Here is a 26,376-nt window from a genome sequence, read left to right as displayed (position 1 = left end):
TCAGGGCTCGATCAGTATCTCAGATTGTTGCGGTATAGTGGATAATTGAAATTGCCCCACGGCTTGATCGAGCATTTGTGCTACAGAACCTTGGGTCTCAACGGGTTGTTGGCCTAAAAATGCCAGCGCCGCATTGAGGCTCGCCTGCGGATTAAGCGTATCAATTGCCTGTGCATGATTTTGTTTTGAGAGCTTAAAACCTTTACTTAAACAGGCGAGTGGCAAGTGCAACCATTGCGGTGCCGCTAAGTCAAAATGTTGATACAAACTCAGTTGGCGACAACTGGCTTCGATTAAATCACAACCTCGAACCACTTCAGTGATGCCTTGATAAGCATCGTCGAGCACCACGGCTAATTGATAGGCGTACAGACCATCGCTGCGTTTGATAATGAAATCCTCGGCGGCAAAATGGCTATCGACGCAAATATGCCCCATGAGGTTATCGTCAAATTGCTGCACTTGCGCGGTATTGACTATCCGCACCGCCCCAGATTTAACCACATTTCTAGCTTGTGTTTGTGGCAAGCGGTGACAGCGGCCATCGTAGACGCCGCCCATGGCTTGAATTTGCTTGCGACTACATTGGCAGAAATAGGCCTTATCTTGGGCGAGCAGCGAATCTATTTGTGCTTGATAGGCCGCGGTGCGCTGGCTCTGATAAAGCGGCACATCATCCCACTCAAATCCATAGGCTGCTAAGGTGCGTAAGATATCATCGGCAGCGCCTTTGACTTCCCGCGGAGGATCTATGTCTTCAATGCGAATCAACCATTTGCCCTGTTGCGAGCGCGCACGCAGATAACTGCCAAGGGCGGCGATAAGCGAGCCAAAGTGCAAGGCACCCGAAGGCGAAGGCGCAAAACGGCCGACATAGGGGCGATGAGTTGAAGTTGGAGAAGATAAAGTCGCCATAGTACTGAGTAAGCAGCTAGTGTCAGTCAAAGTGGGCGTATTTTAGAGGGATACAAGGATAAAAGCGAATCGGGGTAAATTGGAGTGAGCTTGGCTTAAGCTCGTCGAGCTTAGGAGTTGTTAGAAACAAATAGGCGGGGAAATCCCCGCCCAGTATGCTTGATTAACCAGCCATTTGTTTCTCTTTGATCTCTGCAAGCGTTTTACAGTCGATACATTGATCGGCTGTTGGACGCGCTTCGAGACGGCGGATGCCGATTTCGATACCGCAAGAATCACAGAAGCCGAAATCGTCTTCTTCAATTTTTTGCAGTGTTTTTTCGATTTTTTTGATCAGCTTACGTTCTCTATCGCGAGCACGAAGTTCGAGGCTGAACTCTTCTTCTTGTGCTGCACGGTCAACAGGATCGGGAAAGTTTGCGGCTTCGTCCTGCATGTGGCTAAGAGTACGGTCGACCTCTTCACGCAACTGATTGCGCCAAGCTTCAAGAATTGTCTTGAAGTGACCCAGTTGCTTAGCGTTCATATACTCCTCACCCGGCTTTTCCTGGTAAGGATTTACACCTGCGATAGCGAGTACGCCAAGTTTTTTGGTGCCTTCAGGCATAACGCATCTCCTGTAATCATTTGCGTTTGTAGGGCGTCCTTAAGAACGGCCGCTATCTATAGCAGAATCTTCACATCGAGGCAAACTTTTCATTCTGCTTTGATTGAATTTTTTGACTATGTTCGCTAATTCAAATGAAATCAAATTTAACTCAGCCTTAACATCATACTCGTACATCGCAGGCTTGGGCTAGGTGAATCTCTGTAGGGGAGATTTTACAGCGATAGGCTAGCACTTCAACGCCGGCTAATACAGCCATTTTCAGTAACTTAGCATATTCAGGGTCGATATGTGCTGCGGGGGCAACACTGAATATTTCACTGTGCTGCACCACAAACAGCAATACGGCTCTATGGCCTTGGCTCACCATGTGCATCAATTCACGTAAATGTTTTTGACCGCGTAGGCTCACAGCATCGGGAAAATAACCTTGGCCATCTTCGAGCAAAGTACAACTTTTGACTTCTATATAACAGGCGGGTTTTTGAGCACCCTGTAGCAGGATATCGATGCGACTATTTTCATCACCGTATTTGACTTCACGGCTTAGGCTATCATAACCCGTGAGTTCCTTGATGATACCTTTATTGATGGCTTCTTCGGCTAAGGTATTCGCCTGACCCGAGTGGATACCGATTAAGCCTGCATCTGGCGTGGTCATTAGTTCCCACGTATGGGCATATTTACGTTTAGGGTTATCAGAGGTAGAAAACCACACGGTTTCACCGGGATACAGGCAATTACGCATAGAGCCGGTATTGGGGCAATGTAGGGTGATCTCACTGCCATCGCTTAGCTGCACATCTGCCAGAAAACGCTTATAGCGGCGCAATAAAATGCCCTGTTGTAGCGGCGGTGTAAATTCCATAGGTAGACCTATCTCGGCTGTTCTAGGTCGCAAAGCCTAGCAAATTTCGCAAATGTTTACAGATTTTACCTGAGTAACTTCAGCCAATCGCTTTGCGTCATCGCCTGCTAGCAGTAAACTGCCGCCATAAAGTTTGTTCTGATTGCTGATTGATTGTTCTGATTGATTGTTCTAAAACGAATCGAAAAATAAGGAGCCCTAATGAGTGAACTAAAAGTAACTGAATTAATGAAAGTGCAATTAACCAAAGAAGCGCCGGCCGCCCACTGGGGCAAAGCTGATGTGACTTATACTGCCGACGGTGCGCAAATTCATTTAGCGGGTGGCGATGAGCTGCGTCAAATTCAAATGGCGGCCCGTAAACTGCGCAATCAAGGTATTAGCTGTGTGGAATTAGCTGGCCAGTTTTGGGATCTCAATAGCCAATGGGTATTTGCCCAAGGTTTCGCGACGGCAAAACCAGGCTATCAAATCCACTGGTGTGGTGATGAGTCTGTGCAAGCAGAATTGCAATGTCGACTCGATGTGGCAACCTTTGCCCGTCAACTGATCAACGATACGCCTGAAAACCTGTCGCCAGTGAAGCTTGCACAACAAGCGGCAAAATGGTTGGCTGACGTTGGTGGCGACAAGGTGAGTTATCGGATTATCGAAGGCGAAGCGCTGCTTGAAGAACAGTGGATTGGTATCCATGCCGTCGGTCGCGGCAGTGAGCGTCCACCAGCAATGTTAGAGTTAGACTTCAACCCATTAGCCGCCGATGCACCCGTGTCTGTGGCGCTTGTGGGTAAAGGGATAACCTTTGATTCTGGCGGCTACAGCATCAAAGCTTCTGAAGGCATGTTAGGCATGAAATGCGACATGGGCGGCGCGGCGACTGTGACTGCAGCACTTGGTTTAGCGATCAAGTCTGGCCTTAACAAACGCGTTAAACTCTTCTTATGCTGCGCTGAAAACTTGATCAGTGGCCGCGCCTATAAGTTAGGTGATATTCTGACCTACAAAAATGGTGTAACAGTTGAAGTGGTGAACACAGATGCGGAAGGGCGCTTAGTGTTGGCCGATGGACTACAAGCTGCATCTGCTACAGGCGCACCTTTTATTATCGATGCAGCGACCCTTACAGGCGCCGCTGTGATGGCGGTGGGTTCTAACTACAACGCGATTTTCTCGCCACAGGCGGATGTGTTGCAACTGGCCCAGCAAAAAGCCACTAGCGTTGCCGAGCGCGTATGGCCGCTGCCACTGGATCCTTGGCACAAAGAAATGTGTCCATCTGCCTATGCTGACACCGCAAACAGCCGCGCAATGAAAGGTGGCGGTGCAGGTGGTGCTTCTAATGCCGCTGGTTTCTTATGGCGTTTCGTGTCACCCGAAGCTAAATGGTTACACGTTGATTTAGCGGGCGCTTTTGAAGATTCAGCTTCTGCCATGTGGGGCGCGGGTGCAACGACCCACGGCGTATTGACTATTAGTGAATTGATTAAAGGCTAAGCCTAGCGCTAAGACTAAATCAGATATGTTAGCTAAAGATCCATTAAGGTTCTGTAGCTTTGATTAAACTGCCTACGGGCGGTTTTTTATTGGTTGAAAGATGAGAACACTCGTTTACTTGGCGTTTTAGCGGCTTCATGGCATGTTATGGCTGAGCATTTTTAATAGGGAAACATGATGATAACTATACGAAAAGCAACGAAAGCGGATGCTCAGGCCTGCTGGGATATCCGCAATGCGGCGATCAATAAGGGCTGCGCTGGATTTTATGATGCGGGCGATCTGGTGATTTGGACCGAGGGCGAACTGACCGAGCAATTTAGCCGTATCGTCGATGCACATTTTTATGTGGCAGAGTTGTCCTCTGACGAGTCGCAGCTTAAGACTGTGGTCGGCACTGCCATGTTGGATGAACCCTATGCCCAGTTAGAAGCCTTGTTTGTTTCCCCCAATGCTATGGGGTTAGGTATCGGCAAGGTATTGCTACAATTTATTGAAACTATGGCTTTTAATCAGGGGATAGCCCAACTCAGATTGGAGTCAACTTTAAATGCGGTGGATTTCTATCGTCACTGTGGTTTTGGTGGTGAAGGTTTAGAAGAGGAATCCATCTACTGCTCGCCCAGAGGCATAGCCTTAGAGTGCATGGTGATGTACAAGAATCTCGTGCGTAGAAAATCAGTTTAAAATGCAGACTGACTCAAGCACAGGTATGGAGTTAACTGTTTATTAAGTGGTTGCTGGCGAACCGAAGGGAATCAATGGATGTGGAATTAATTCTTCATAAGAGGTTGCTGACATACTCAAGGAAATCAACAGATCAAGTATGGATGTGGAATTAACTCTGAAGACTTAAAGGTTGCTGACATACTCGAGGGAATTAACGAATCAAGCACGGATGCGAAATTAACTTATATAGTTTCGTTAAAAAGGTTGCTGAAATATTCGAGGGAATCAACAGATCAAGCATAGATGTGGAATTCATTCTTCATAAAAGGTTGCTGACATACTTAAGGAAATCAACAGATCAAGTATGGATGTGGAATTAACTGTTCATAAGAGGTTGCTGACATACTCGAGGGAATCAACAGATCAAGATGGGGGAATTAACTCCCAAGAGTATGCCAACTATCGTTCTTTCGCCTGAAATCCCGATGCCGATAAGATTAGCGCTAATGGCTTAAATCAAACTTAATCTATTGCAAAAAAAGACTTTATTTCCTTAGCCTTTAGTCAAACCCGCCCCAATTCGCTAGGGTTTAGTTCGCTTCTGGAGTATTGAGTTGCTGGCGTTTTTCCATCAAATCTTTAATCAAAGGCGTGAGGATAAGCTCCATGGCTAGCGACATTTTACCGCCGGGCACCACTAAGGTGTTAACCCGTGACATAAATGAGCCTTGGATCATATTAAGGTAATAGGGAAAATCGACATTATTGATGCCGCGAAAGCGGATCACCACAAAGCTCTCGTCTAGGCTCGGAATATCTTTGGCGCTAAAGGGGTTAGAGGTATCGACCGTTGGCACTCGCTGAAAGTTAATGTGAGTGCGGGAGAACTGTGGCGTCATGTGCTTAATATAGTCATCCATACTGCGCACAATTGAGCCCATGACTTTTTCACGGCTGTGGCCGCGCTCCGAAGTGTCACGGATAATTTTTTGGATCCACTCTAAGTTGACTATGGGCACCATACCGATCAATAGATCGACATGCTGGGCGACATTGGTGTCACCGGTAACCACGCCGCCATGCAGGCCTTCGTAGTAGAGCATGTCGGTATTTTCTGGCAAGGGTCGCCATTGGGTAAAAGTGCCGGGCATCTGGTTAAAAGGCACGGCCTCATCGAAGGTGTGTAAATAGCTGCGGGTTTCACCTTGGCCTGTGGCGCTGTAATCGCGAAAGCATTGTTCCAAGCGGGCAAAGTTATTGGCCTCTGGACCAAAATAACTGAGGTTACGGTTTTCAGCTTGGGATTTACGGATCATCACTTCCATTTCAGCGCGGGTAAAATGATGAAAGCTGTCGCCTTCGACAAAGGCGGCGTTGATCCCGAGTTGGCGAAAAATATGGCTAAAGGCGGTGGTGGTGGTGGTGGTTCCCGCGCCTGATGAGCCTGTAACTGCAATAATGGGATGTTTTGCTGACATTTTTTCTACCTAGCTAGGAACCAAAAGAGCCGCTTATGGGGAAGCGATAAAAACGCGAGTACTATTTATACGGTACAGAGGTAGGACTGGTCAATCTTGCTGCTGTGCTATTTGATCCGCTGAGCGTATCGCGAAGGACTCATCGTCCTCACTGTACTCTAATTTCAGCTTACCTTGTTTAAGTGCTTGTTGACATTGGACTATCGCCTGCGCCAGTTCCTGCTCATCAAGACTGGCAAAGCTGCCATCCTCCACTTGACCGAAGAGATATTCGCGGATCAAATTGGCGAGCGTTTCCTTCGGGAGTTGTAACAGGGCTTCATAGGGAATGAGCATCGGTGCTTCCTTGGAGAATATTGTCGCCGTTGATGGGGTCTACGCTAAGTGGGTCAACACTTTGATCGCCGAGTAAAAAGTGTAAAATCCGTCGCTCAAGATAGAAGCGCGGTTTCCAAGGTGTACCGCCTTCGATAAAGCCAACATGACCGCCATAGGGATGCAGTTCGTATTCTACATAACCCGATAATTGGTTTGGCTGGGGGATCACTTCATCTGTCATAAAGGGATCGTCCTTGGCATGGATGATAAGCGTCGGTTTAGTAATGCGGCTGACAAAGGGTAAACCACTGGCACGCGTATAGTAATCGTCTACGCCGTCAAAGCCGTGCAATGGCGCTGTGACTTTATCGTCAAAACCATAGAAGGTATTTAAACGGTCGACCTGCAACTGGCTCAGCGGCATAGAGATGGCTAAGTCGGGATCGTTCAGCTTATGGCTGATTTTTTGCTGTAACTGTTTGATTAAATAGCTTTGATATACCTTCGAAAAACCATTTTCTAAACGTTTAGCGCAGGCGGACAATTGCAGCGGCGCCGAGACAACCACTGCGCGAGCTAATAAACTGTCATCCTGATATTCGCCCTGATACTTAGTCAGCACATTGCCGCCTAAACTGTAACCTACGGCTAATAAGGGCGATTGCGGATACGCGCTTTTCAGTGTTGATAGACTAAACTGTAAATCGTCCGTGTCACCACTGTGATAACTGCGCGCGAGGCGATTGGCCTCACCCGAGCAACTTCTGTGATGGTGCACGACTGCTGCGAGTTGCTGTTCTTTACAGGCTTGCAGTATCCGCCGCGCATAATGGGACTGAGCACTTCCTTCTAAGCCGTGGATGATCACCACGATAGGTTTGCCAGACTGCGGAAAATCCTGCCAATCTAAATCGACAAAATCGCCATCGGGCAACTCTAAGCGCTGCCGCTGTAATGCTGGTTTGGCCACTTTAGTGAATACGGGTAAAATCGTTTGTACATGGGGACTCTTGGCCCACCAAGGCGGCATAAAGGAATTTGGCATGGGTGTTTATCTTGGTATCGGCTATTGCTGAAAATTAAAACGTGTGTTTAATTTATATCCAAGCGACTTCAAAATGCTGAAATTCTTATTTTGAGGTCGCTTGGATATAAACGCGTGGGCAGTGTAGCACAATTGTTTTTTATGCTGATATTTAGGCCGACATTTAGATTGATATTTAGGAGATAGAGATGAAGCGACGAACCTTTTTGATGGGCGCGTTTGCCGGTACGGCGGCGTTAGCCTTAGGGGTCAATCTCTATTCTCCTGAGTTTAGTTTGCCCGAGGACAGCGAAGGCAAAGATTATCGTTTGCTGTTTAGCGTGCTTTTACCTGTGATGCTCGACGGTGCTTTGCCGGATGTGGCAACTCACAAGCTCGCGGCGCAAAATCGCACTTTAGATGCGATCAAACAGTCCATTTCTGTGCTACCCGAGGAGCAGCAAACCGAGTTATTTGAACTGCTCGATATGCTCGAAAATCGCCTCGGCTTACTCGTACTGACCTCAAGCATGACACCGTTATTGATGCGCTCTCCCGCCGAGTTAACTGAAATGCTAGAAACCTGGCGCCACAGTTATTTTGCGCTATTACAAACCGCTTATCTCGGGTTGCGGGAATTAGTGATGGCCAGTTACTACGCTTGCCCTGAACACTGGAGCCGCCTGCATTATGCCAAACCTGAACTGTTCAAATAGCTCGCCCGTTTGTAACCGAATAAAACGCCCAATAATAAGCATCTTACCCGCGACAGTGGAGTACTCAAGTTGGCAGTCATAGATCCTATAGTGAATGGTTTAAACTCAGGTTGGTTACATACCGACGCGAGCCAATTGCAAGAAAACCAACAGTTTGAAGCCGATGTGATTATTGTCGGCACAGGTGCTGGCGGTGGTGTGGCGGCTGAAATCCTCACCCAAGCAGGGCTGAGCGTGATCATGATTGAGGCTGGACCACTAAAATCCTCCAGTGATTTTAATATGGAAGAGCGGGTCGCTTATCCCAACTTGTATCAACAAGCCGCGGCGATGAAAACCGCCGATAAGGCGATTGGCATTTTTCAAGGCCGCGCAGTCGGTGGCTCAACCACAGTTAACTGGACCACTTCAATCCGCACTCCGACCGAGGCGTTAGCTTTTTGGGCGCAACATAAATCGGTTGCTGGGCTTAATCGCGAGAGTTTAGATCCTTGGTTTGAGCAAATGGAACAACGGCTCAACATTCATGAATGGAATTATGAGCCTAATCGCAATAATGCCGCCCTGAAGCAAGGTTGTATCAATCTTGGCTGGGAACACACAGTCATTAAACGCAATGTGGCGGGCTGTTGGAATACTGGCTATTGCGGCATGGGTTGTCCGGTCAATGCGAAGCAATCTATGTTAATCACCACCATTCCCTCGGCACTTGAGAAAGGCGCGCAGCTGATCAGTCGCGCTAAAGTGACTAAGATTGAGCACCATAATGGCCAAGTCTTTGCGTTAAAGGCGAAGGCGTTGGATGTGAATTTACGACCCACTGACGTTGAGCTGTTATTTAAGGCCAAACATTATATTTTGAGTGCGGGCGCTATCCATACGCCGACGATTTTGATGCGCTCGCAGGTGCCAGATCCCCACAAGCTTTTGGGTAAACGCACTTTTTTACATCCGACTTTGTTATCCGGTGGCGTGTTTGCCGATTCGATAAACGGCCATAGCGGCGCGCCGCAATCTATCTATTCCGATGAATTTGTGTGGAAGAATGATGCCGATGGTGAGCTGGGCTATAAACTCGAAGTGCCGCCAGTGCACCCGATTTTAATCGCCTCTAAAACTTTAGGATATGGCGCGAGTCATGCCGAGTTGATGGCGCAGTTCAATCAGTTGCAAGTGACTATTGCCTTAATCCGCGATGGTTATCATCCCGACAGTCAGGGCGGTGAAGTGCACTTAACGCCTAAGGGATTTACCTTAGATTATCCCTTGACCGATGCCTTTTGGCGGGCCGCGAGACGCGCTTTTGCCAGTATGGCGGAGTTACAATTCTCGGCGGGCGCCTTAAAAGTCTTACCGATCAGTGATGGTATGCCTTACTTATCTTCGTGGAAAGACGCCAAAGAGAGCATTGCGCAGATGTCACTCGCGCCACTGCGCACTATCGTCGCATCGGCGCACGTAATGGGTGGTTGTCCCTTCGGCGAAGATAAAAAGCTTTCTATGGTCAACAGTTATGGCCAGTCGCACTATTTAGAAAATTTATCTGTAATGGATGGTTCTATCTTCCCGACCAGCCTTGGCGCTAACCCGCAGCTATCGATTTATGGCATCACGGCACGTAATGCGACCGCACTCGCACAGAAGCTTACTGACGGTAAAGCCTGATGTTATCTTATCAAAATGCAGCTTAGCTTGATAAAGCTTGATGGGGTGTGAATGTCTGAAAACATATTACGGGAAGGTGGCTGCTTGTGCGGCGCGATTCGTTATCAGATTGAAGGTGAACCCTTCGATGCGGATTATTGCCACTGCCGTTCGTGCCAAAAGAGTACGGGCTCTGCATTTGGTGCTTGGATGGATTTCAACACAATCCAAGTTATTTGGCTTAAAGGTCAAGTAACTGAGTTCGCATCGTCTGAGCTTATTCGCCGTGGATTTTGTGACCAATGCGGTACATCGTTAACTTACCGACATCTTCAATATCCCGATTACTCGACCTTGAGCATAGCGAGTCTGGACAACGCTAACCAAATTCAGCCTAAGTATCATATTTACACTGAGAGTCAGTTGAATTGGTTGGTGATCAAGGATGACTGTCAACGCTATCCACAAGGCCGCAGCTGTTAGCGGCTCAGATGATTATAGTGTTAATTTGATTGAGCTCGAGCTAATTTGGCGGTGCTTGATTTAACGTGATTTGTTTGGATTAGATCAGGGGCGATTAAGCCGATTTCGTTGGCGTCAATGTCACTGAGTCCAAACAGGCTTAAGTAACTCACGAGATTTGTCGCTTGGCCGCTTGGGCTGAGTTCATTGAGTTTATTCAAGATGGTTCGCTGCGCTTTACGTTCCATCATTAGCTCAACGGCGAGCATCTGCTGATACTCTTGCTCATTTAGGCTGGACTTAGCGAGTTTACGTAATTTGCGGTAGGGCATGAGAAATCTTTCATCCCATTCACCTACGGCATTCATCAGTGTTTGCCATTGGTCTGTGCTGTATTGCTGCGGCCCAGACACATCCATAGTGATATCTAAATATTGTGCCAGTAGCAGTAGATTGACGTTCACTTGACAGCTATTTTGCAATTCGAGACAGAGCGCTTTGTTTTGCGCATAGCTCATATCACACCATTGCCAGAGTTGACTGTCGAACTGAGTTAAAACCGCCATACTATTTCCTTGTATTGCTGCTACTGACTTTTATGTAAAAGAACGCTGGAGTTATTGTTGCTCCATGACCTCTTGCTCCATTGCATCTATCTCTTCTTGCAACTCGAGCCATTGCATTTCACTGTCTTCTAAGGTTTGCGTCAAGCTCGTTCGCTCGGTTAGTACCGAGGTTAGCTTGGCTTTGTTATCTTGATCATACAATTCGCTATCGGCCAGCAAGTGTTCTAGCTCGGCGAGGCGTTCGCTCAGCTTTTGCTGCTCGGTTTCTAACTTAGTTTGTTTGCGCTTGAGCGGCGATACCTTTTGGCGGATTTCGGCCTCGAGGCGTTTTTGCTGCTTTTTATCAGCGGCAGGTTTGATCTCGTCGCTGGTGCTGTTTTGATTCGAGTTGGCTTTCGCCGCATCGAGCAACCATTGGTGATAATCGTCTAAGTCACCGTCGAAGGCGCGCACTTCACCTTGATCCACCAGATAATAATCACTACAGGTTAATCGCAGTAAATGCCTATCATGCGAGACGACAACCATAGCACCTTCAAAGGTTTGCAATGCCATCGTTAGGGCGTGGCGCATCTCTAAGTCTAAATGGTTGGTGGGTTCATCGAGCAGCAATAGGTTAGGGCGTTGCCAAACTAATAGTGCTAACACTAAACGGGCTTTCTCGCCGCCAGAAAAGGGGCGTACAGGTGAGAGCGCCATATCGCCATTAAAACCAAAACCGCCTAAGAAGTTGCGCAGCTCTTGCTCTCTGGCATTAGGAGCCAGACGCACTAAATGCTGCATCGGCGTATCGTCGAGGCGCAAAAATTCGATTTGATGCTGAGCAAAGTAACCGATATTGACGCCAGGATTAGGTTCATACAAACCTGTCATTGGCGATAATTGGCCCGATAACAGTTTGATTAATGTCGATTTACCTGCGCCGTTACGGCCAAGCAAACCAATGCGTGCACCCGGTACTAAGTTTAAATGCACCTTGCTCAGGATTGGCTTGTCGCCATAACCGATCGCGACTTGCTCCATTTTAATCAGTGGATTGGGCAGGGCTTCAGGGGCGCGAAACTCCATATAAAAGGGGCTGTCGGCTTGAGACGGCAACAACTCAGTCATGCGCTCTAACGCCTTTAAGCGGCTCTGCGCTTGTTTGGCTTTACTGGCCTTGTAACGGAAACGGTCAACGAAAGACTGCATATGTGCACGTTCTTTTTGTTGACGCTCGAAGGCAACCTGTTGCTGCGACATGCGTTCGGCACGAATGCGCTCAAAGGCACTGTAATTGCCTTTGTAGAAATTGAGTTTTTGATTTTCAACGTGGACGATTTCATCAACGATTTCATCGATAAAGTCCCTATCATGGCTGATTAAAATCAGCGTGCCTTGATAGGACTTAATCCAACCTTCGAGCCAGTACATGGTATCTAAGTCTAAGTGGTTGGTGGGTTCGTCGAGGAGCAATAAGTCAGAGCGGCACAGTAACGCTTGGGCTAAGTTGAGGCGCATACGCCAGCCGCCCGAAAAGCTTTTCACTGGATTGCTTTGATTGGCTTCACTAAAGCCCAGACCCGCTAACAATGAACCCGCGCGCGAATGAATCGCATAACCACCGATAGCGTCGATTTTGCCGTGTAAGAGTGCGATGGCATTGCCATCGTTATCTTCTTGGGCCTTGTGTAATAGCGCTTCTAATTGACGATATTCGCTATCGCCATCGATCACATATTCCAGTGCCGAGACGTCGAGCGCAGGGGTTTCTTGGGCCACAGTGGCAATTTGCCAGCCAGAAGGCAGACTAAATTCACCTTTATCTAGGCTTAAGTGACCTAAAATTAATGCGAGCAGTGAAGATTTGCCTGTGCCGTTAGCACCGACTAAACCGACCTTATGGCCGGGATAAATCGTGAGAGAGGTCTCATCTAGCAGGGTTTTGCTGCCACGGATTAATTGCGCTTGGTTGATGCTGATCATTGACTACAACTTGGTTAGAACGTAAATTCGTCAGGGCACAGATAATAGCGTACAACCCCGTATCAAACCACAGCCTGACCCGATAACTAGGACAATTATTCGACTTTTCAGGATGATCTTTAGCGAATCGCATCACATCGACCTAAGGCCTCATACTTTCAGGTAACGCTGGTATTCAATCATCAGTGTGGCAAAATAGCGGCAATTTCTTCGGCCGAGTCCCTTGGCCCTGCTATCTGGTCCTTTATCTATTATGACAAACACTAAAATCAAAAAGCGTTTCGTAGCCGGTGCTAAGTGCCCAAAATGCAGCGCTAAAGACAGCATTTTACTCTACAAAGAAAACGGCATCGAAACCGTTGAATGCACAGAGTGTGACTACCGTGAACAGCAAACCGATGAAAAGGTCACTGAAAAAGCCACCGGGGCAGTGATCGGCGTGTTTAAGCCTGACTAGGTTGAAGTTTCAATTTACGTGAGAATCTGAATGTGACCACTTTTAAGGTCACATTCCAAAGCTTGGCTAACCATTCAAGATAACGGTATCGTCAGTTGTGCAGCATGAATTGTCATTGTTTCCCCAGTGACTCGCCGCCCTTTTATTTAAAAAGTATCCCTATAAGCTCGACGGCGGCATCCGTGTCGCCAACGTTCACTGGTGCAACAATGACAATCTTAGGAATGTTCTCTATATCTCAGCCTGTCCTAAAAAGCTCATGCACCAAAGCAAGATTACTTTGTCGTCAGTTGTTCAGCATGAATAGTCATTGTTTCTCCAGTGACTCGCCGTAAATATATCCCTATAGGCTCGACGGCGGCATCCATGCCGCCAACGGTCACAGGTACAACAATGCCAATCCTCACGAACCCTCTTGCTGTTCGTTCAGCTAAAAAGCTATTGCCCCAAAATGATTTTCGCTGTTCAAAAGATAAACTTGGGGAGTTAAGGCCTGGCTATAGAAAGCTAATGCAAAAGGGCCACGTTCAACCTAAAAGTTATGCCTGTCCTATCTTTTTTCTTGTCTGTCAGCAGACGTGAATGACTGATTAGTCATACCGCCAACATAGATAATGTATTGCTTTTTTAAGAAGCCATATGTGCTAACTGTCTAAAATATGGTAAGTTTTCTGTACTAACAACTTTGACTATACTTGTATGTCTAACTCTTATATTGAACTTAACCGGCTGTTTAATGAAATACCAACATCTTTAAGTGATGAAAAAGATCTTTCGGATTTTTATTCTCTTGGAACAAAAAATGGAGATACTTGGGATTGCTTATTAAATAAAGACCGAATAATTATTTTGGCTGAGGCTGGTTCAGGTAAAACTGTTGAAATAAAAGAGCAAGCTAAGAAACTCTCAGCAAAGAAAAAGTTTTCATTTTTCATAAAAATTGAAGACATAAAGGATAACTTTGAAGGTGCTTTTGAGTTTGGCGATATATCTCAGTTGGATAATTGGTTGTCAGGTCAAGAATATGGTTACTTTTTTTTAGACTCAGTTGATGAGGCAAAAATTGCAAATGAAAAAGACTTCCAAAAAGCACTCCGCTGCTTTAGCAGAAAGATAAACAAAGGAATAAGTAGAGCAAAAATATTCATAACATCCAGAGGTTCAGCTTGGCGGCCAAAAACTGATTTGGAATTTGTTGATGATTTATTATCACTTAAAAATCATAATGATAAGTCTAACTCTAACTCCTCTTTTGAGATATATTCTTTTTCTGACTTAAGTTATGAACAAATTCGTATCTTTTCTCTAGAGAAAGGTATTGAAAATGTTGATATCTTTATGGACGAGGTAAAAGGCAAAGAAGCTGATTTTTTTACTAGAAAACCATTAGACTTGCTATCGGTAGTTGAGTTTTGGAAAAAGAATCAAAGAATTGGTTCTCGCTCCGAGTTATTGCAAAACCTGCTAACTATTAAGCTAGAGTTAATAGAGGTCGGTCGTGATAAGTGTGATTTATCTTTATCAAAGGTCCTTAAAGGTGTACAAGAAATTGCGGCGGCATTAACTTTTGTTAAAAAGTCTAAAATTTCTGTTCCTGACGCAAAGGTTAATCATGAGGTTCTCAATATTCATCAAGTCCTTCCTGATTGGACTAATGATGAAATCACTACATTGCTTAATCGAGCTGTATTTGAGCCTTCTGCATATGGCACTGTCAGCTTTGCAAATAGATTATTAAGGGAGTATTTAACTGCTCAATGGGTGTCAATAAAGTACGCGAGTAAAGGTAGCGAAAATAAGCTTCGTTCTTTATTTTATAGTACTACTTACGGTATAGAAGTTCCTATACAGACATTAAAGCCCATATTGTCGTGGTATGCTCTCATGAACAATAGCTTTGCTGAAGTAGTGGCAAATATATCGCCGGAAGTGTTTATAGAAGATGGGGACCCTTCTAAGTTACCAATAGAACAGCGTCAAACTTTACTTGAAAAGTTCTGTGAGATGGTTGGCGCAACAGATGATTCATTTATTTCATTTGACGCTAATGCTATTGCTAGGTTTAGCCACCCTGATATGGGGAGCATATTTCATAGTCTATTGGAGCGATACTCAAGCAATAAACAATTAAGGCAAATATTGTTGCAAATGGCATTATGTATTGAAGCTAAAGAGTGTGAGGATGTAGCATGTGAAATATCAAAAGCAGTTGAAATGGATGTGTTATCTAAAACTTTAGCTGTAAGGCTATTAAAGAAAGTGGCGAGGTCAGATGTGATTAAGGCTAATGCAAGTGAATTACTTGCCGCTTTTTTAGATACTAATAATGAATCTCTAGCTTGTTTGATACTTGATGAGTACGGGAATCAATTAGAAACAAATGAATTGTTAGGAATATTACCTTGTATCGTCAAGCCCAATCAATACAGCTATCGAGCTATACAGTCATCAGTTGAAAACTATATCGAACGATTAAATTTTGACTCTATTTTAACTGTAATAGATTCATTGTTTGGCATGATTGATACTAAACCATATACCGAGCACTATGTTTGTTTAGTATCTGAGCGATATGAATGGTTATTTGGCTGTGTAGAGATAGCTTTACTTAGGGTCATTAAATTAAAAGAAATATCACATTTATCAACTAATGTACTTGAACTCATATCAAGAGCTCAGACCTACTATCAGTGCGGCAGCTATAGTCAACACGAGAAAAAAATTCCCGAAGCTGTTAAAAACTGGAAGGAACTTAACTATCAACTTTTTTGGCACGATGTAGCTAAAGAAAGGAGCAGGGTAGAAGAGGAGAATAAAAAATCCCCAAACCCTAAGTCCGTTGATATGTGGTTTCAAGTTCATGTTTATCAGGAGTTTTGGGGGTTTAATTACGATGACTTTCAGCAGGCAATAAAATGGGTTATGTCTAAGTCGATTAGAGATGACAAGTGTATCGCCTTTTCGTTGGCGTGGGCGTTAGCAAAAGAAAATGGTCTAGCTTTAGAAGATCTTGAAAAACTTAATAATGCATCCTATGAGTTTGATGGTGGTGTTGCTCTTTTAAAGGGGTTCTTAAACCCCGTAAAAGAAGATTGGCAGAAAGAATACGAAGCTCAAAAGGAAAAACTTTCAAAGCAGCGTGAAGAAAAAGAAGAGTTAAGAAAGAATAATTTTATTGAAAGTGTTTCCTCAATAAAAGCTAAGCCTGAAATTATCTTAGATATAAGGCATGCTGTGACGGGGCAGATAAATGGTTTTCAAAGCTATTTATTTAACTGTATAAGGAACAAATCTAAAGATACAAATCACTGGTGTTGCTTAAATTGGGAGGTGTTGACTCCTGATTTTGGAGACGAGGTTGCTTTAGCGTATAAAAACGCTTCAATTTCGTATTGGCGCTCTTACAATGCACCGTTATTAAAGTCAGAAGGAAATGATTTAAGCTCTGCTACTTATGGTTTCACTTTTGCGCTAAGTGGTGTCGGTATTGAAAATGAGACTATTGAAAATTGGGAGGCTTCATTATCTGAAATAGAAGTGAAGCAAGCTATAAAGTTAGCTCTTTGTGAAATGAATGAGTTACCAAGCTGGTTTGAGAAGTTATTTATAGCTCACCCTGTGTCAGTTATATCAATATTAATGCAAGAAATTCAGTGGTTGCTAATTAATAGTGAGGAGTCTAATTCAGGCCGTTACGTTTTAGGGCAAATACTAGTAAATGGTCATTACTTATTTGAAACATTATCTCGACCATTGTTTGACCTTATATCTGTATCAAACAACCCAAGTCATCAAATTAACAAAAATATTTTACGCATATTGACTACATCAAAATATATATCCAATGAACAGCTTGCTAGTTTGTCTGAGTACAAAATTAATAATAATAGCGACAACCTTAAAGGCGTGTGGTGGGCTATATTAATTAGTTCGGATGCAGTAAAAGGTGTACCACTATTAAGTACGGAGCTAAAAAAACAAACTAATGAAGATGCTACTAACTTAGCTATATCCGTACTTTCTGAGCTATCTAATAAGCGTAGTTATGACAAGTTGAGTGGTAGGAAGTCACATCATACAGTTACTTCAACTATGGAATTATATAAATTGATGCATCTATACATACGGGAAGAAGATGATATAGATAGGGCAAACGGGGGGTGTTTTTCACCGACATCAAGAGACGATGCTCAAGATGCTAGAAATAATCTATTTAACTCATTGAAAGAAATCCCAGGTGAAGAAACTTATAAAGCTTTGATGGAGATTGCCAAGATGTGGAATGATGTCCCTTACAGAAGGTCATGGATAGAGCATTTAGCTTTACAGCGAGTGATAGAGGATGCAGATAAAAAAGTTATGACAGAAACCGCTTTTAATAAGTATTCTCAGGAATTAAACCTTGGTGTAGAATCAACCGTACTTTTGACTAAAATCGAGAATAATGTGAGTAATAACTTCAACGGACCAGTATCTAATTCTGTTATAGGCGACAATAATAAGGATATACAAATTACTCAAGACAGCAATAAAACTGAAAATATCCCTGAGCCGATTAAAGCTAGTAAATGGCACGAAAGTTTTTTAGGGAAAATCATCGTAGGAGTAATTATTGTATTTATTGGAGTCGCTATAAAGCAGTACATGTTTTCCGTTTAACCTTGCTCATCATAAGGTGTGGAAATGAAGCGGGCTTCGGGGGGAGGTTTTGTACTTTGCATGATAAAGGTACTTTTTCTAATCCAAGACAGGTTAACTAGAATCAATACTCTAAGTGGTTTTTGTCCCAAAACTTGCTGGGTATCTCCTTCATACAGACTGGTTACACTAGTGCCAAAAAGGTGAGCCATGGTGATTAGCGAGACGACCGTCCGCCCCATGTTCGGACTGGCTGCGAGTTGACGAGTCAATGCGATGGCAAGTCTGTGTGAGTGAGTGGATATCAGCAACCTACCGTTCTATTTTTTCGAATGTTTAGGACGTGATTTCGCGTTATTCTTTTGTAAACTTCCTTGTTATTCTGCCTCCATCAGCAAAGCGTTTGCGTCTTGTGTTAGCCGTATGATCTTGGCGTTTCACGCACCGCTTTGCTCAACCGATAGGAGAGCAGCAATGAAAGTGTTAAGTCAGTTTTCCGCCAAAGCCGCGATGGATGGCGATGGGGTCAATATTCGCCGTGTCGCCGATTTTGTGACGACTAAATTTGATCCTTTCTTGATGATCGACGAAATTAAATCCGATGATGAACAAGACTTTATTGGCGGTTTCCCCGCACATCCCCATCGCGGGATGGAGACCTTTACTTATATTCGTAAGGGTGGCTTTGAGCACCGTGACCAAATGGGTAATGTGAAGGCGATTCGTGCCGGCGATGTGCAGTGGATGAGTACCGGGTTCGGGGTAGTGCACTCTGAAATGCCACTTGCCGATGCTGTCGATGGTCTGCATGGATTCCAAATTTGGGTCAACATGCCCGCCAAAGACAAGCTGCGTCCAGCGAAGTATCAAGATACTGCGGGTAGCGCGAGCGTTGAAGCGACCAATAACACTGGCGCTAGCTTAAAAGCCTTAGCGGGTGATTGGGGCTTTAAAGATCAACCACTGATTAGTGCAGCCATCCAAGGATTAGCGGGCGAAGCTGCCGTTGCTGATTTGAGCCTAGCGCCAAACGCTGAGGCCACACTTGATTTGTCTCAACACGAGTTTGTCGCCTTGTACTTGTACCAAGGTGACTTAAGCAAGGGTGAAGATTCACAGTGGTCATATCATCAGGGCGAGTTTTTAGTGCTCGATAGCCAAAGTGTGCTTAAGCTTAAAGCCGATGAGCGCGGCGCTGGGATGCTACTGTTTGCCGGTAAACCTATCCGTGAAAAAATCGTCCAGATGGGTCCATTTGTAATGAACACCCAAGCGGAAATTCAGCAGGCGATTCGCGATTATCAAGAAGGGCGTTTCGGCCAAATCGCGTAATTTGTTAAATCTGCCGCACTGAGCTAATTCTAAATCCAAGCCTAAATCTAAGTCTAAGTCTAAGCCCTGTATTCCTACAGGGCTTTTTTGTTGCTGTTCACGCCAGCTATCTCTATTGCTTAAGGACTTGAGGCAAAAGCCGCGCTTTGTTGCTACAATAGCCATGCTTTTGGGTTGAGCGAGCCTAGCGCTTTATTCTTAACTCAAGCTAGCCTGAATCTTGATAGACCAGTTAAATCGATAAGTAACGCAATTTCAGTAACCTAGCAGCCGCTTCGTTACCCACCACAGGATATTCACCTTGAGCAACTCTGATACTAAGCCTAATCCATCAATGGCTTTTTCGACTCTTAAGCTAAAACCCGAACTGCTTGAGAACCTTTCTTCTATGGGCTACAACGAGATGACGCCAATTCAGGCGCAAAGTTTGCCACCCATTTTAGCGGGGCAGGATGTGATAGGTCAGGGTAAAACTGGCTCGGGTAAAACGGCCGCCTTCGGCTTAGGATTACTGAACAAGTTAGACGTTAAACGCTTTCGTATTCAAACCTTAGTGTTATGCCCAACCCGCGAGTTGGCCGACCAAGTGGCGCAGGAAATCCGTACCCTTGCCCGTGGTATTCATAACGTTAAAGTACTGACACTTTGCGGCGGTGTGCCTATGGGGCCACAAGTCGGCTCGCTGGAACACGGCGCACACATTATTGTGGGTACGCCGGGTCGTATCGTCGATCACTTAGATCGCAATCGCTTAGATTTAAGCAATCTCAACATGTTAGTGCTCGATGAAGCTGATCGCATGTTAGAAATGGGCTTCCAACCCGCCCTCGATGCGATTATCGAACAAGCCCCGCGTGAGCGTCAGACGTTGCTATTCAGCGCGACCTTCCCAGAGCAAATTCAATCGATTGCTAAGCAAATCATGTATGACCCAAGCATGGTTAAAGTTGAAGGTAATCACGACAGCTTGAGCATAGCCCAACATTTTTATCATTTAGACGATGACAAGGCGCGTATGCAAGCGCTGCAATTATTGTTGTTAGAACATAAGCCTGAAAGCGCAGTGGTGTTCTGTAACACTAAACGCGAAACCCAAAAAGTGGCCGATGAGCTTGAAGGCTTAGGCTTTAGCGTATTGGCTTTGCACGGTGATTTAGAGCAAAGAGACAGGGACGAAACCTTGCTGCAATTTGCTAATAAGAGTGCCTGTGTATTAGTGGCGACCGACGTTGCCGCCCGTGGTTTAGATATCGATGCGCTGGATGCCGTGTTTAACTATCACGTTGCCTACGACACCGAAGTCCACATTCACCGTATCGGTCGTACTGGCCGTGCGGGCAGTAAAGGCGCCGCTTATACCTTCTATAACGATCAAGACGGTTACAAAATTGCCTTGTTAGAAGAGTATTTAGAGCGCGAAATTACCAGCGAATCACTGCCATCTGAAAGCCTGCTCGGCAACACGCCTGCAGCGCCAACCATGATCACTTTGCAGATCGATGGCGGTAAGAAAGAAAAACTGCGTCCAGGGGATATCTTAGGCGCGCTGACGGGCGAAAACGGTATCGAAGGCTCACAGGTGGGTAAAATCCAAGTGACCGATTACCGCGCCTATGTGGCCGTTAATCGTAAGGTTGCCAAGAAAGCGCTGAACAAAATTACTGGCGGCCGCATTAAAGGAAAATCTTACCGCGCTTGGCCAATGAAGTAAGCTTAGCTTGAGTTGAATCGTACCTCGATTTAATTCACTTCACCTTTAAAGGGAATAAACTCAGGTTTATTCCCTTTTTTGTTGGGTGTGATTAATGCAATGACTGAGTCTTTTTGTTTTTTAAATGCTAATTAAGGTGGGCAGTTAAGTAACACTTTGTATTCGCCTGCTTAATTAATATGCCCCTCAGCTTGCCTGTGGTAGAAGTGATTCTGAGTAAAAAATAAATGAGCAGATTAACGGCTTTGTCAGGTGATAAGGCGTACATCGGTTTGGAGTATTTATGTTTCGAAGGACGATTTTACTAAGTATCTTTTTGAGCGCAGCGAGCGCTGCATCAATTCAACCAGAGTTACAACCAGAGTCACAACCAGAGCGGCAATTAGAGTCTCAGCCAGCGTCGCAACCTTTACAGCACTACATTTACATTAATCATCGTGAGGCAAACGGAGAAAACATTCGTGCCGACAAGGCGCTGCGCGATCCTCGTTTTGGCGGTGCGCAGATTGTTTATACCTGGCGCAGTTTAGAGCCTAAGCAGGGCGAATATGATTTCAGCGCGATTAAGGCCGATATTGCGTATCTCGATTCGATAGGCAAAAAATTGTGGATCCAGCTGCAAGAGAAATCCTTTACGCCTAGAGTCAATGTGCCGGCTTATTTGCTCGATGAGCCTATTTATCAAGGCGGCGTGTTTAAGCAAAGCATGCTGAGCGCGCCAGAGCGTGATCCCAATAAACCTGTGACGGATGACGAATACGGTTGGTCTGCCAAAATGTGGGAGCCTTCAGTACGTGCGCGTTATCAACAATTGGTGCGCCAGCTAGGTCAAGAGTTTGATGGGAAAATCACTGGTATTAACTTTAGTGAAAGCTCAATTGAAGTGGGGACTGAAAACGCCGACGGAACAACCACCTTCCCCAGTGATTTTAATCCTAAAGACTATATCGATGCGATTGGCGAAAACATGCAGGTATTAGCTGAGTCATTTCAGCATTCAACCGCTATGGTGTATTTGAACTTTTTACCAGACGAATGGCTGCCATGGAATGACAAAGGCTATATGCGAGGCTTATTTGCGCAAGCCAAAGCGCTCAATATGGGCGTAGGTGGCCCAGATTTAATGCCATATCGTAAAGGCCATATGGGACAGAGTTACGCCTTTATTAAAGAATATCCAGCGGCATTGGTGAAAGGTATGGCGGTGCAAGACGGTAATTTGCGGCAGATTAATCCCAAGACAGGTAAAAAGAATACTGTGCCTGATCTGCTGGATTTTGCACAAAACTACCTAGGGCTCGACTACATTTTTTGGGTTGAAGATGAACCCTATTTTACGGATGAAGTCCTGCAGCAGTTGCCAACTCCAGATACTAAGACGAATTAACTTAGGCTGTTGTTTAAGGTTGTTGTTTAAGGCTGTGATTGTTCAAGCCGATTATTGGTCAAAGCGTAGAACAATAAACAAAGACAAACAAAAACGCCCAATTCCATGCGGAGTTGGGCGTTTCTTTTTAGGGCTTAATGCGGCTAAATCGCCAAGCGAGTTCGCTCAGTGGGTGCATTAATCCTGTGAATTTCTTGGACGACTCGCACCGTTATTTGGGCGACGGGTATTTTTCTTTGGGCCATTGGCGTAAGGGTTCTCACCCGCTTGGCCACGATTTTCGCCAGAACCTGAACGGCTTTCATTTGGACGACTAGCGCCTGCGCTATTGGCACGGCCATCGTTTGAACGTGGCGGACGTGGTTTAGCATCGGCACGGGGTGCGCTACTGGCTTCACCGCTGTGTCTTGGGTTCTTGTCGTTTGGCTTGTGGCCGCGCGCGACGTCACCGCTGCGTTGACCGTCTTTATGCTCGGCGCTTCTTGGGGCACCATCGCGTGAGCTAGGTTGGTTTGAGCTGCGGGTATTTCTACGGCTTGGTACTGATTTACCGCTGCTTTTTCCGCCGCCACCTAAACGTGACTCAGGCAATACATGGTTAAAGCCTTCAACCATTTCTCGGTCTAATACGCGATTGATCAAACGCTCGATATCGTTCAGCAGTTTGATTTCTTCGTTGCTCACCAGTGACACGGCTTGACCCGATGCGCCAGCGCGGCCAGTACGGCCGATACGATGCACATAATCTTCTGGCACGTTCGGTAAGTCGAAGTTAACCACTTGTGGTAATTGGTCAATGTCCAAACCACGGGCGGCGATATCGGTTGCAACCAGTACGCGAGCTTGACCATTTTTAAAGTCGGCCAAAGCTTTAGTTCGCGCTGTTTGGCTCTTGTTACCGTGGATAGCGGCGGCTTTAATGCCCGCATCTTCAAGGCTTTTCGCCAGACGGTTAGCGCCATGTTTAGTGCGCGAGAATACCAGCACTTGTTGCCAATCGTTTTGCTTGATGAGTTGGATCAACAGTGCCGATTTTTGGCTCTTATCGACTGGGCAAACCCATTGTTTTACTGTGGTCGCCGCCGCGTTACGTGGCGTGACCGAAATTTCGACCGGATTATTCACTAAACCTTTTGCCAGCTCACGAATTTCATCGGAGAAGGTGGCTGAGAACATCAGGTTTTGGCGTTGCTTAGGTAAAATGGCCAGGATCTTACGGATATCGCGGATAAAGCCCATGTCGAGCATGCGATCGGCTTCATCTAATACTAAGATTTCAAGCTGGCTGAATTTCACCGCTTTTTGATTGTACAGATCCATCAATCGACCTGGTGTGGCGACTAATACGTCGACACCGTGGCGCAATTTCGCGATTTGTGGATTGATAGGCACGCCACCAAATATCACCGCTGAGCGCAGTGGTAAATTCTTACCATAGGTTTCAACACTTTCTGCAACCTGAGCCGCCAATTCGCGTGTCGGAGTTAACACTAATGCGCGCACTTGGCCTGCTTGGGCACGGTTACCTTTACTCAGGAGTTCGAGCATAGGTAGGGTGAAACCTGCTGTTTTACCTGTTCCTGTTTGGGCGGCCGCCATCACATCTTTGCCTTGAAGCACAGCGGGAATTGCTTGAGCTTGGATTGGCGAAGGTGTGTCGTAGCCTTGTTCGGCAACGGCTTTAAGTATCGGGGCCGATAAGCCCAGGGAGGTAAAACTCATAGATTGGTCTCTTGTGGCAACGCTTTGCTGCATTTATGGTCAATAGCCAGGTCTGCTGGCGGGCGTGCAGCTTACAGGATCGGGGCCCTAAGTGCCATCGAATAAAGACTTTTACAGCGGGTTTCATTCATATTGGCACATAAATCGCTTGTCAGCGGCTTTCACTCGGTCTCGCTTATCTTTTAGGCGCAAGTTTCCTCAGCCGAATTTGAGCTTATTGAGGGCGAATCTGCGTCCTACGAAGTGCCGTTTTGTATTGGTAGAGGCTTTGGGCCGCACTTTTACTGTTATTTTTGGGTGCGGTTGAGCCTAATGGACTCACCAAATGTACAGTATGGCTATCAGGCTGATTCAATCTACTAAACAGATCGGTTTAAAGTTAACTCGTCGACTCTTTTTATCTAAAAGTTAGAGTGAGTTAGCGGTAGATCACGCTAGATTAATTTGAGTGGTATAAACTCAAGACGATAGGAGTAGAATTCATCAATATCTATTCTCTGCATGCTTGCGATGACTCTCGTGTTTATTTTAGGATGAGCTAACGCGGGAAACGGTTAAACGCCTCTCATTTATAGGTGGATTATGACAGCGATACAGCATATTGAACGCCTTGCTCGAGGTCGCAGTGAACAGGCCGTCGCTGTGATTAAAAATGTGCAGCAGATGTCGAACATCCCCATGCATGAGATGCAACTCGCCCTCAAACAATTACTTAACTGCGGCCGAATTGCGCTGCATTTTCACCCCGATAGAATTGATAGTCGTGGTATGACAGTGGCCGAAGGTTTGCTGCGCGATGGTCAATACCGCAGTCAGTTTGAGACCCATATTTCCAACGGTCAGTTATCCCCTGAATTAGGCGGTCCACGGGATCACTGGGAAAATCAGCTATTTGGTGATGTATACAAGGGCACTAAATCTCGGCCTAAATATGGCGCACTCGATCTGGGCATGTGGCAGGACGGCCCCGCGCCGCGTTTTGGTAGCTGCTATTTGCTGACCTACGCCAGTGTGATGGCACGTTCAACCTTTTGTTATCTCGACTCGTACCGCAATCCGAAAGAGAAGGGCACGCTATCATGCTTTGATGATGTGTTAGCGGCGCTGCTGACCGAGAGTTTTGAGCGTCACTATGCCCTAGGCAAATCCGACTTTAAGCCGTTGAATGTGATTCATTATTTGGGGCATCAACTCAATGCTTCCTTGCTGTCACGTTTTGAGCGGCCGTTATCGAATAATCTCGATCACTATATCGAGGCGCAGATCCACGGTGATGTTTCCCTCGATGAAGATATCGCCATGCTGGTGGCGGATCCAAGCTTTAAGGGCACTGATATTGGCGCCAGCTTAAGTAAGATTTGCGACAGATATGATATCGAGCTGCAATATCATGATGGTTTTAGCCTACATACGGCGCAGATCCCAAGCGATTTTCGCGGGCCGACTATGCCATCGCTCGCTAATCGTATCGCCATAGAAGACAGAGTCGATGCCTATGCCATAGGTGTGGCCGCGCGGGATTTATATCATTCACCCCAGCATTGGCGCGAACGCGGTAACCGTGCTCAAGTCGCCCACGAACTTAAGTTACTCTGGCATGTGCTAGTGAAATACGGCGCAGTGCAGTGAGGGTTACGTTTTTAAAAAACGTTTGATTGTAAAATGTGACGCTAACAAAAACAGCGAGATAACCTCAGGTTAGCTCGCTGTTTTTCTATTATATTTCAGCTTTAAGGTCGTTCTAGCAACCTGTGTCGACCTTGTTATAGGTGGGGATTCCCGTCGTCTCCCACTTGTAGTCGATATAGCAATTTGTCGCTTCGACTTGCGCTTGAGTCGGCGTATCAAGGTTCAGTTTTTGCTTCGGTGTGGCAATGACTTGGTAGGTACCGCCAGTAGTATGGATTCGATAGGACCATTCATCGACATTGAGCCCAGCAGCCTTAAAGATCTCTGGCGGCGTAGTATAAGCGGCGCTTGGTGCTGTACCGCTGGCACTGGCTGCCCAAGGTTGGTAGTTTTCGCCACGGATCCCGTCGTAAACGACTCGATTGGTGGTGCTGCTGTTAGCAATTTCCGACTTCGCTTTGAATAGGGTGACGGCGGATTTCATCGAAGCCTGTGCACCTGAAAGCTGACTCTTATAGGCATCTGATTGTATATTAATGAATTTAGGTGCAGCAACTACAGCTAATACTCCTAGAATAATAATGACCACAACGAGTTCAATCAGGGTAAAACCGGCATGTTTATTTGGCATAGGTAGGGGATAATTAATACAAAGAGGTTCATGCTACCTAAGTTTCCCCAAACAGGCTAGTGCTAGGGAAAGTTCCGTTAACTCAGGGATTTGTTTATCTTTAGCTCGTTTTTGTGAGTCTGCTAGCAAAAGTCTGTAATAGG

The 26,376-nt window shown here is 45.7% G+C and carries 21 protein-coding genes and 1 pseudogene; 11 read left to right on the top strand and 11 right to left on the bottom strand.

The features are described 5' to 3' along the window. The 3 genes from gluQRS to sfsA form a co-directional block, all read right to left on the bottom strand. A complete protein-coding gene (gene gluQRS / locus Q4Q46_RS14945) occupies window positions 1-915 on the bottom strand; it encodes a tRNA glutamyl-Q(34) synthetase GluQRS (protein WP_311906375.1) in 915 nt (304 codons plus the stop codon). A 163-nt stretch (window positions 916-1,078) separates the two neighbouring features. Further along, entirely contained in the window at window positions 1,079-1,522 is a 444-nt protein-coding gene (gene dksA / locus Q4Q46_RS14940) for an RNA polymerase-binding protein DksA (RefSeq protein WP_006082967.1), read from the bottom strand. Window positions 1,523-1,685: 163 nt separating this feature from the next. Further along, window positions 1,686-2,390 carry a DNA/RNA nuclease SfsA gene (gene sfsA, locus Q4Q46_RS14935; protein WP_105251524.1) on the bottom strand — a complete coding sequence of 235 codons (705 nt, stop codon included), beginning with the start codon at window positions 2,388-2,390 and terminating at the stop codon, window positions 1,686-1,688. 201 nt (window positions 2,391-2,591) lie between these two features. Between sfsA and pepB the strand changes: the two genes are divergently transcribed. Beyond that, a complete protein-coding gene (gene pepB / locus Q4Q46_RS14930) occupies window positions 2,592-3,884 on the top strand; it encodes an aminopeptidase PepB (protein ID WP_311906360.1) in 1,293 nt (430 codons plus the stop codon). Between the two features lie 177 nt (window positions 3,885-4,061). Beyond that, window positions 4,062-4,571 carry a GNAT family N-acetyltransferase gene (locus tag Q4Q46_RS14925; protein ID WP_311906359.1) on the top strand — a complete coding sequence of 170 codons (510 nt, stop codon included), beginning with the start codon at window positions 4,062-4,064 and terminating at the stop codon, window positions 4,569-4,571. A gap of 572 nt (window positions 4,572-5,143) precedes the next feature. Here the strand turns inward: Q4Q46_RS14925 and Q4Q46_RS14920 are convergent. From Q4Q46_RS14920 to Q4Q46_RS14910, 3 genes are all read right to left on the bottom strand, one after another. Further along, window positions 5,144-6,031, bottom strand: coding sequence for a phosphoribulokinase (locus Q4Q46_RS14920; RefSeq protein WP_311906358.1), 888 nt, complete (start codon window positions 6,029-6,031; stop codon window positions 5,144-5,146). Between the two features lie 90 nt (window positions 6,032-6,121). Further along, window positions 6,122-6,367, bottom strand: a complete 246-nt coding sequence (locus Q4Q46_RS14915; RefSeq protein ID WP_311889706.1) for a YheU family protein — start codon at window positions 6,365-6,367, stop codon at window positions 6,122-6,124. After that, on the bottom strand, window positions 6,351-7,394 hold the full coding sequence (locus tag Q4Q46_RS14910) for a hydrolase (protein WP_311889704.1): 1,044 nt from the start codon (window positions 7,392-7,394) through the stop codon (window positions 6,351-6,353). The genes Q4Q46_RS14915 and Q4Q46_RS14910 overlap by 17 nt, the downstream gene beginning before the upstream one ends. Before the next feature lie 188 nt (window positions 7,395-7,582). Here Q4Q46_RS14910 and Q4Q46_RS14905 point away from each other — a divergent pair, with 188 nt between their 5' ends. The 3 genes from Q4Q46_RS14905 to Q4Q46_RS14895 all read left to right on the top strand — a co-directional run bounded on the left by Q4Q46_RS14905 (window position 7,583) and on the right by Q4Q46_RS14895 (window position 10,216). Next, complete coding sequence (locus Q4Q46_RS14905; protein WP_006082960.1) at window positions 7,583-8,089, top strand: hypothetical protein; 507 nt, start codon at window positions 7,583-7,585, stop codon at window positions 8,087-8,089. A 69-nt stretch (window positions 8,090-8,158) separates the two neighbouring features. Then, the gene (locus tag Q4Q46_RS14900) at window positions 8,159-9,754 is read left to right on the top strand and encodes a GMC family oxidoreductase N-terminal domain-containing protein (protein WP_311889702.1); all 1,596 of its coding nucleotides are present in this window, start codon (window positions 8,159-8,161) and stop codon (window positions 9,752-9,754) included. Window positions 9,755-9,805: 51 nt separating this feature from the next. Beyond that, window positions 9,806-10,216, top strand: coding sequence for a GFA family protein (locus Q4Q46_RS14895; protein ID WP_311906357.1), 411 nt, complete (start codon window positions 9,806-9,808; stop codon window positions 10,214-10,216). 86 nt (window positions 10,217-10,302) lie between these two features. On the opposite strand, the pseudogene Q4Q46_RS14890 reads toward Q4Q46_RS14895, so the two are convergent. Together Q4Q46_RS14890 and Q4Q46_RS14885 are read right to left on the bottom strand one after the other, a co-directional pair. After that, window positions 10,303-10,761: pseudogene (locus Q4Q46_RS14890) on the bottom strand (TIGR02444 family protein); the annotation flags it as partial. A gap of 51 nt (window positions 10,762-10,812) precedes the next feature. Continuing rightward, window positions 10,813-12,726 (bottom strand): ABC transporter ATP-binding protein, encoded by a 1,914-nt coding sequence (locus Q4Q46_RS14885; protein ID WP_311906356.1) that lies wholly within the window; start codon window positions 12,724-12,726, stop codon window positions 10,813-10,815. A gap of 253 nt (window positions 12,727-12,979) precedes the next feature. Between Q4Q46_RS14885 and Q4Q46_RS14880 the strand changes: the two genes are divergently transcribed. Next, the gene (locus Q4Q46_RS14880) at window positions 12,980-13,183 is read left to right on the top strand and encodes a YheV family putative zinc ribbon protein (protein ID WP_012088350.1); all 204 of its coding nucleotides are present in this window, start codon (window positions 12,980-12,982) and stop codon (window positions 13,181-13,183) included. A gap of 275 nt (window positions 13,184-13,458) precedes the next feature. Here the strand turns inward: Q4Q46_RS14880 and Q4Q46_RS14875 are convergent, their stop codons facing one another. Next, window positions 13,459-13,590, bottom strand: a complete 132-nt coding sequence (locus tag Q4Q46_RS14875) for a hypothetical protein (RefSeq protein ID WP_311906355.1) — start codon at window positions 13,588-13,590, stop codon at window positions 13,459-13,461. Window positions 13,591-13,882: 292 nt separating this feature from the next. Here Q4Q46_RS14875 and Q4Q46_RS14870 point away from each other — a divergent pair, with 292 nt between their 5' ends. The 4 genes from Q4Q46_RS14870 to Q4Q46_RS14855 all read left to right on the top strand — a co-directional run bounded on the left by Q4Q46_RS14870 (window position 13,883) and on the right by Q4Q46_RS14855 (window position 22,251). After that, window positions 13,883-17,842, top strand: a complete 3,960-nt coding sequence (locus Q4Q46_RS14870; protein WP_311906354.1) for an NACHT domain-containing protein — start codon at window positions 13,883-13,885, stop codon at window positions 17,840-17,842. Between the two features lie 453 nt (window positions 17,843-18,295). Then, window positions 18,296-19,153: a pirin family protein gene (locus tag Q4Q46_RS14865; protein WP_311906353.1), complete on the top strand. Its 858-nt coding sequence runs from the start codon at window positions 18,296-18,298 to the stop codon at window positions 19,151-19,153. Between the two features lie 334 nt (window positions 19,154-19,487). Continuing rightward, complete coding sequence (dbpA, locus tag Q4Q46_RS14860) at window positions 19,488-20,864, top strand: ATP-dependent RNA helicase DbpA (RefSeq protein WP_011847678.1); 1,377 nt, start codon at window positions 19,488-19,490, stop codon at window positions 20,862-20,864. 283 nt (window positions 20,865-21,147) lie between these two features. Then, the gene (locus Q4Q46_RS14855; protein ID WP_311906352.1) at window positions 21,148-22,251 is read left to right on the top strand and encodes a hypothetical protein; all 1,104 of its coding nucleotides are present in this window, start codon (window positions 21,148-21,150) and stop codon (window positions 22,249-22,251) included. 177 nt (window positions 22,252-22,428) lie between these two features. Here the strand turns inward: Q4Q46_RS14855 and Q4Q46_RS14850 are convergent, their stop codons facing one another. After that, entirely contained in the window at window positions 22,429-23,973 is a 1,545-nt protein-coding gene (locus tag Q4Q46_RS14850; protein WP_311906351.1) for a DEAD/DEAH box helicase, read from the bottom strand. 582 nt (window positions 23,974-24,555) lie between these two features. On the opposite strand from Q4Q46_RS14850, the gene Q4Q46_RS14845 reads away from it, so the two are divergent. Beyond that, window positions 24,556-25,602 (top strand): DUF3626 domain-containing protein, encoded by a 1,047-nt coding sequence (locus Q4Q46_RS14845; RefSeq protein WP_311906350.1) that lies wholly within the window; start codon window positions 24,556-24,558, stop codon window positions 25,600-25,602. Window positions 25,603-25,714: 112 nt separating this feature from the next. Here Q4Q46_RS14845 and Q4Q46_RS14840 read toward each other — a convergent pair whose 3' ends face one another. Then, window positions 25,715-26,233, bottom strand: coding sequence for a type II secretion system protein (locus Q4Q46_RS14840; protein ID WP_311906349.1), 519 nt, complete (start codon window positions 26,231-26,233; stop codon window positions 25,715-25,717). Window positions 26,234-26,376: the final 143 nt, after the last annotated feature.

The organism is Shewanella vaxholmensis (genome assembly GCF_031932135.1).
Lineage (GTDB): Bacteria > Pseudomonadota > Gammaproteobacteria > Enterobacterales > Shewanellaceae > Shewanella > Shewanella hafniensis.
Note: the sequence above shows the minus strand (reverse complement) of the source record. Positions and strands in the feature narration are given on the sequence as shown.

Excerpts from the sequence above, each read along its gene's own strand:
- gluQRS (WP_311906375.1), bottom strand. The coding sequence starts at position 915 with ATGGCGACTTTATCTTCTCCAACTTCAACTCATCGCCCCTATGTCGGC.
- dksA (WP_006082967.1), bottom strand. The coding sequence starts at position 1,522 with ATGCCTGAAGGCACCAAAAAACTTGGCGTACTCGCTATCGCAGGTGTA.
- sfsA (WP_105251524.1), bottom strand. The coding sequence starts at position 2,390 with ATGGAATTTACACCGCCGCTACAACAGGGCATTTTATTGCGCCGCTAT.
- pepB (WP_311906360.1), top strand. The coding sequence starts at position 2,592 with ATGAGTGAACTAAAAGTAACTGAATTAATGAAAGTGCAATTAACCAAA.
- Q4Q46_RS14925 (WP_311906359.1), top strand. The coding sequence starts at position 4,062 with ATGATAACTATACGAAAAGCAACGAAAGCGGATGCTCAGGCCTGCTGG.
- Q4Q46_RS14920 (WP_311906358.1), bottom strand. The coding sequence starts at position 6,031 with ATGTCAGCAAAACATCCCATTATTGCAGTTACAGGCTCATCAGGCGCG.
- Q4Q46_RS14915 (WP_311889706.1), bottom strand. The coding sequence starts at position 6,367 with ATGCTCATTCCCTATGAAGCCCTGTTACAACTCCCGAAGGAAACGCTC.
- Q4Q46_RS14910 (WP_311889704.1), bottom strand. The coding sequence starts at position 7,394 with ATGCCAAATTCCTTTATGCCGCCTTGGTGGGCCAAGAGTCCCCATGTA.
- Q4Q46_RS14905 (WP_006082960.1), top strand. The coding sequence starts at position 7,583 with ATGAAGCGACGAACCTTTTTGATGGGCGCGTTTGCCGGTACGGCGGCG.
- Q4Q46_RS14895 (WP_311906357.1), top strand. The coding sequence starts at position 9,806 with ATGTCTGAAAACATATTACGGGAAGGTGGCTGCTTGTGCGGCGCGATT.
- Q4Q46_RS14885 (WP_311906356.1), bottom strand. The coding sequence starts at position 12,726 with ATGATCAGCATCAACCAAGCGCAATTAATCCGTGGCAGCAAAACCCTG.
- Q4Q46_RS14880 (WP_012088350.1), top strand. The coding sequence starts at position 12,980 with ATGACAAACACTAAAATCAAAAAGCGTTTCGTAGCCGGTGCTAAGTGC.
- Q4Q46_RS14870 (WP_311906354.1), top strand. The coding sequence starts at position 13,883 with ATGTCTAACTCTTATATTGAACTTAACCGGCTGTTTAATGAAATACCA.
- Q4Q46_RS14865 (WP_311906353.1), top strand. The coding sequence starts at position 18,296 with ATGAAAGTGTTAAGTCAGTTTTCCGCCAAAGCCGCGATGGATGGCGAT.
- dbpA (WP_011847678.1), top strand. The coding sequence starts at position 19,488 with ATGGCTTTTTCGACTCTTAAGCTAAAACCCGAACTGCTTGAGAACCTT.
- Q4Q46_RS14855 (WP_311906352.1), top strand. The coding sequence starts at position 21,148 with ATGTTTCGAAGGACGATTTTACTAAGTATCTTTTTGAGCGCAGCGAGC.
- Q4Q46_RS14850 (WP_311906351.1), bottom strand. The coding sequence starts at position 23,973 with ATGAGTTTTACCTCCCTGGGCTTATCGGCCCCGATACTTAAAGCCGTT.
- Q4Q46_RS14845 (WP_311906350.1), top strand. The coding sequence starts at position 24,556 with ATGACAGCGATACAGCATATTGAACGCCTTGCTCGAGGTCGCAGTGAA.
- Q4Q46_RS14840 (WP_311906349.1), bottom strand. The coding sequence starts at position 26,233 with ATGCCAAATAAACATGCCGGTTTTACCCTGATTGAACTCGTTGTGGTC.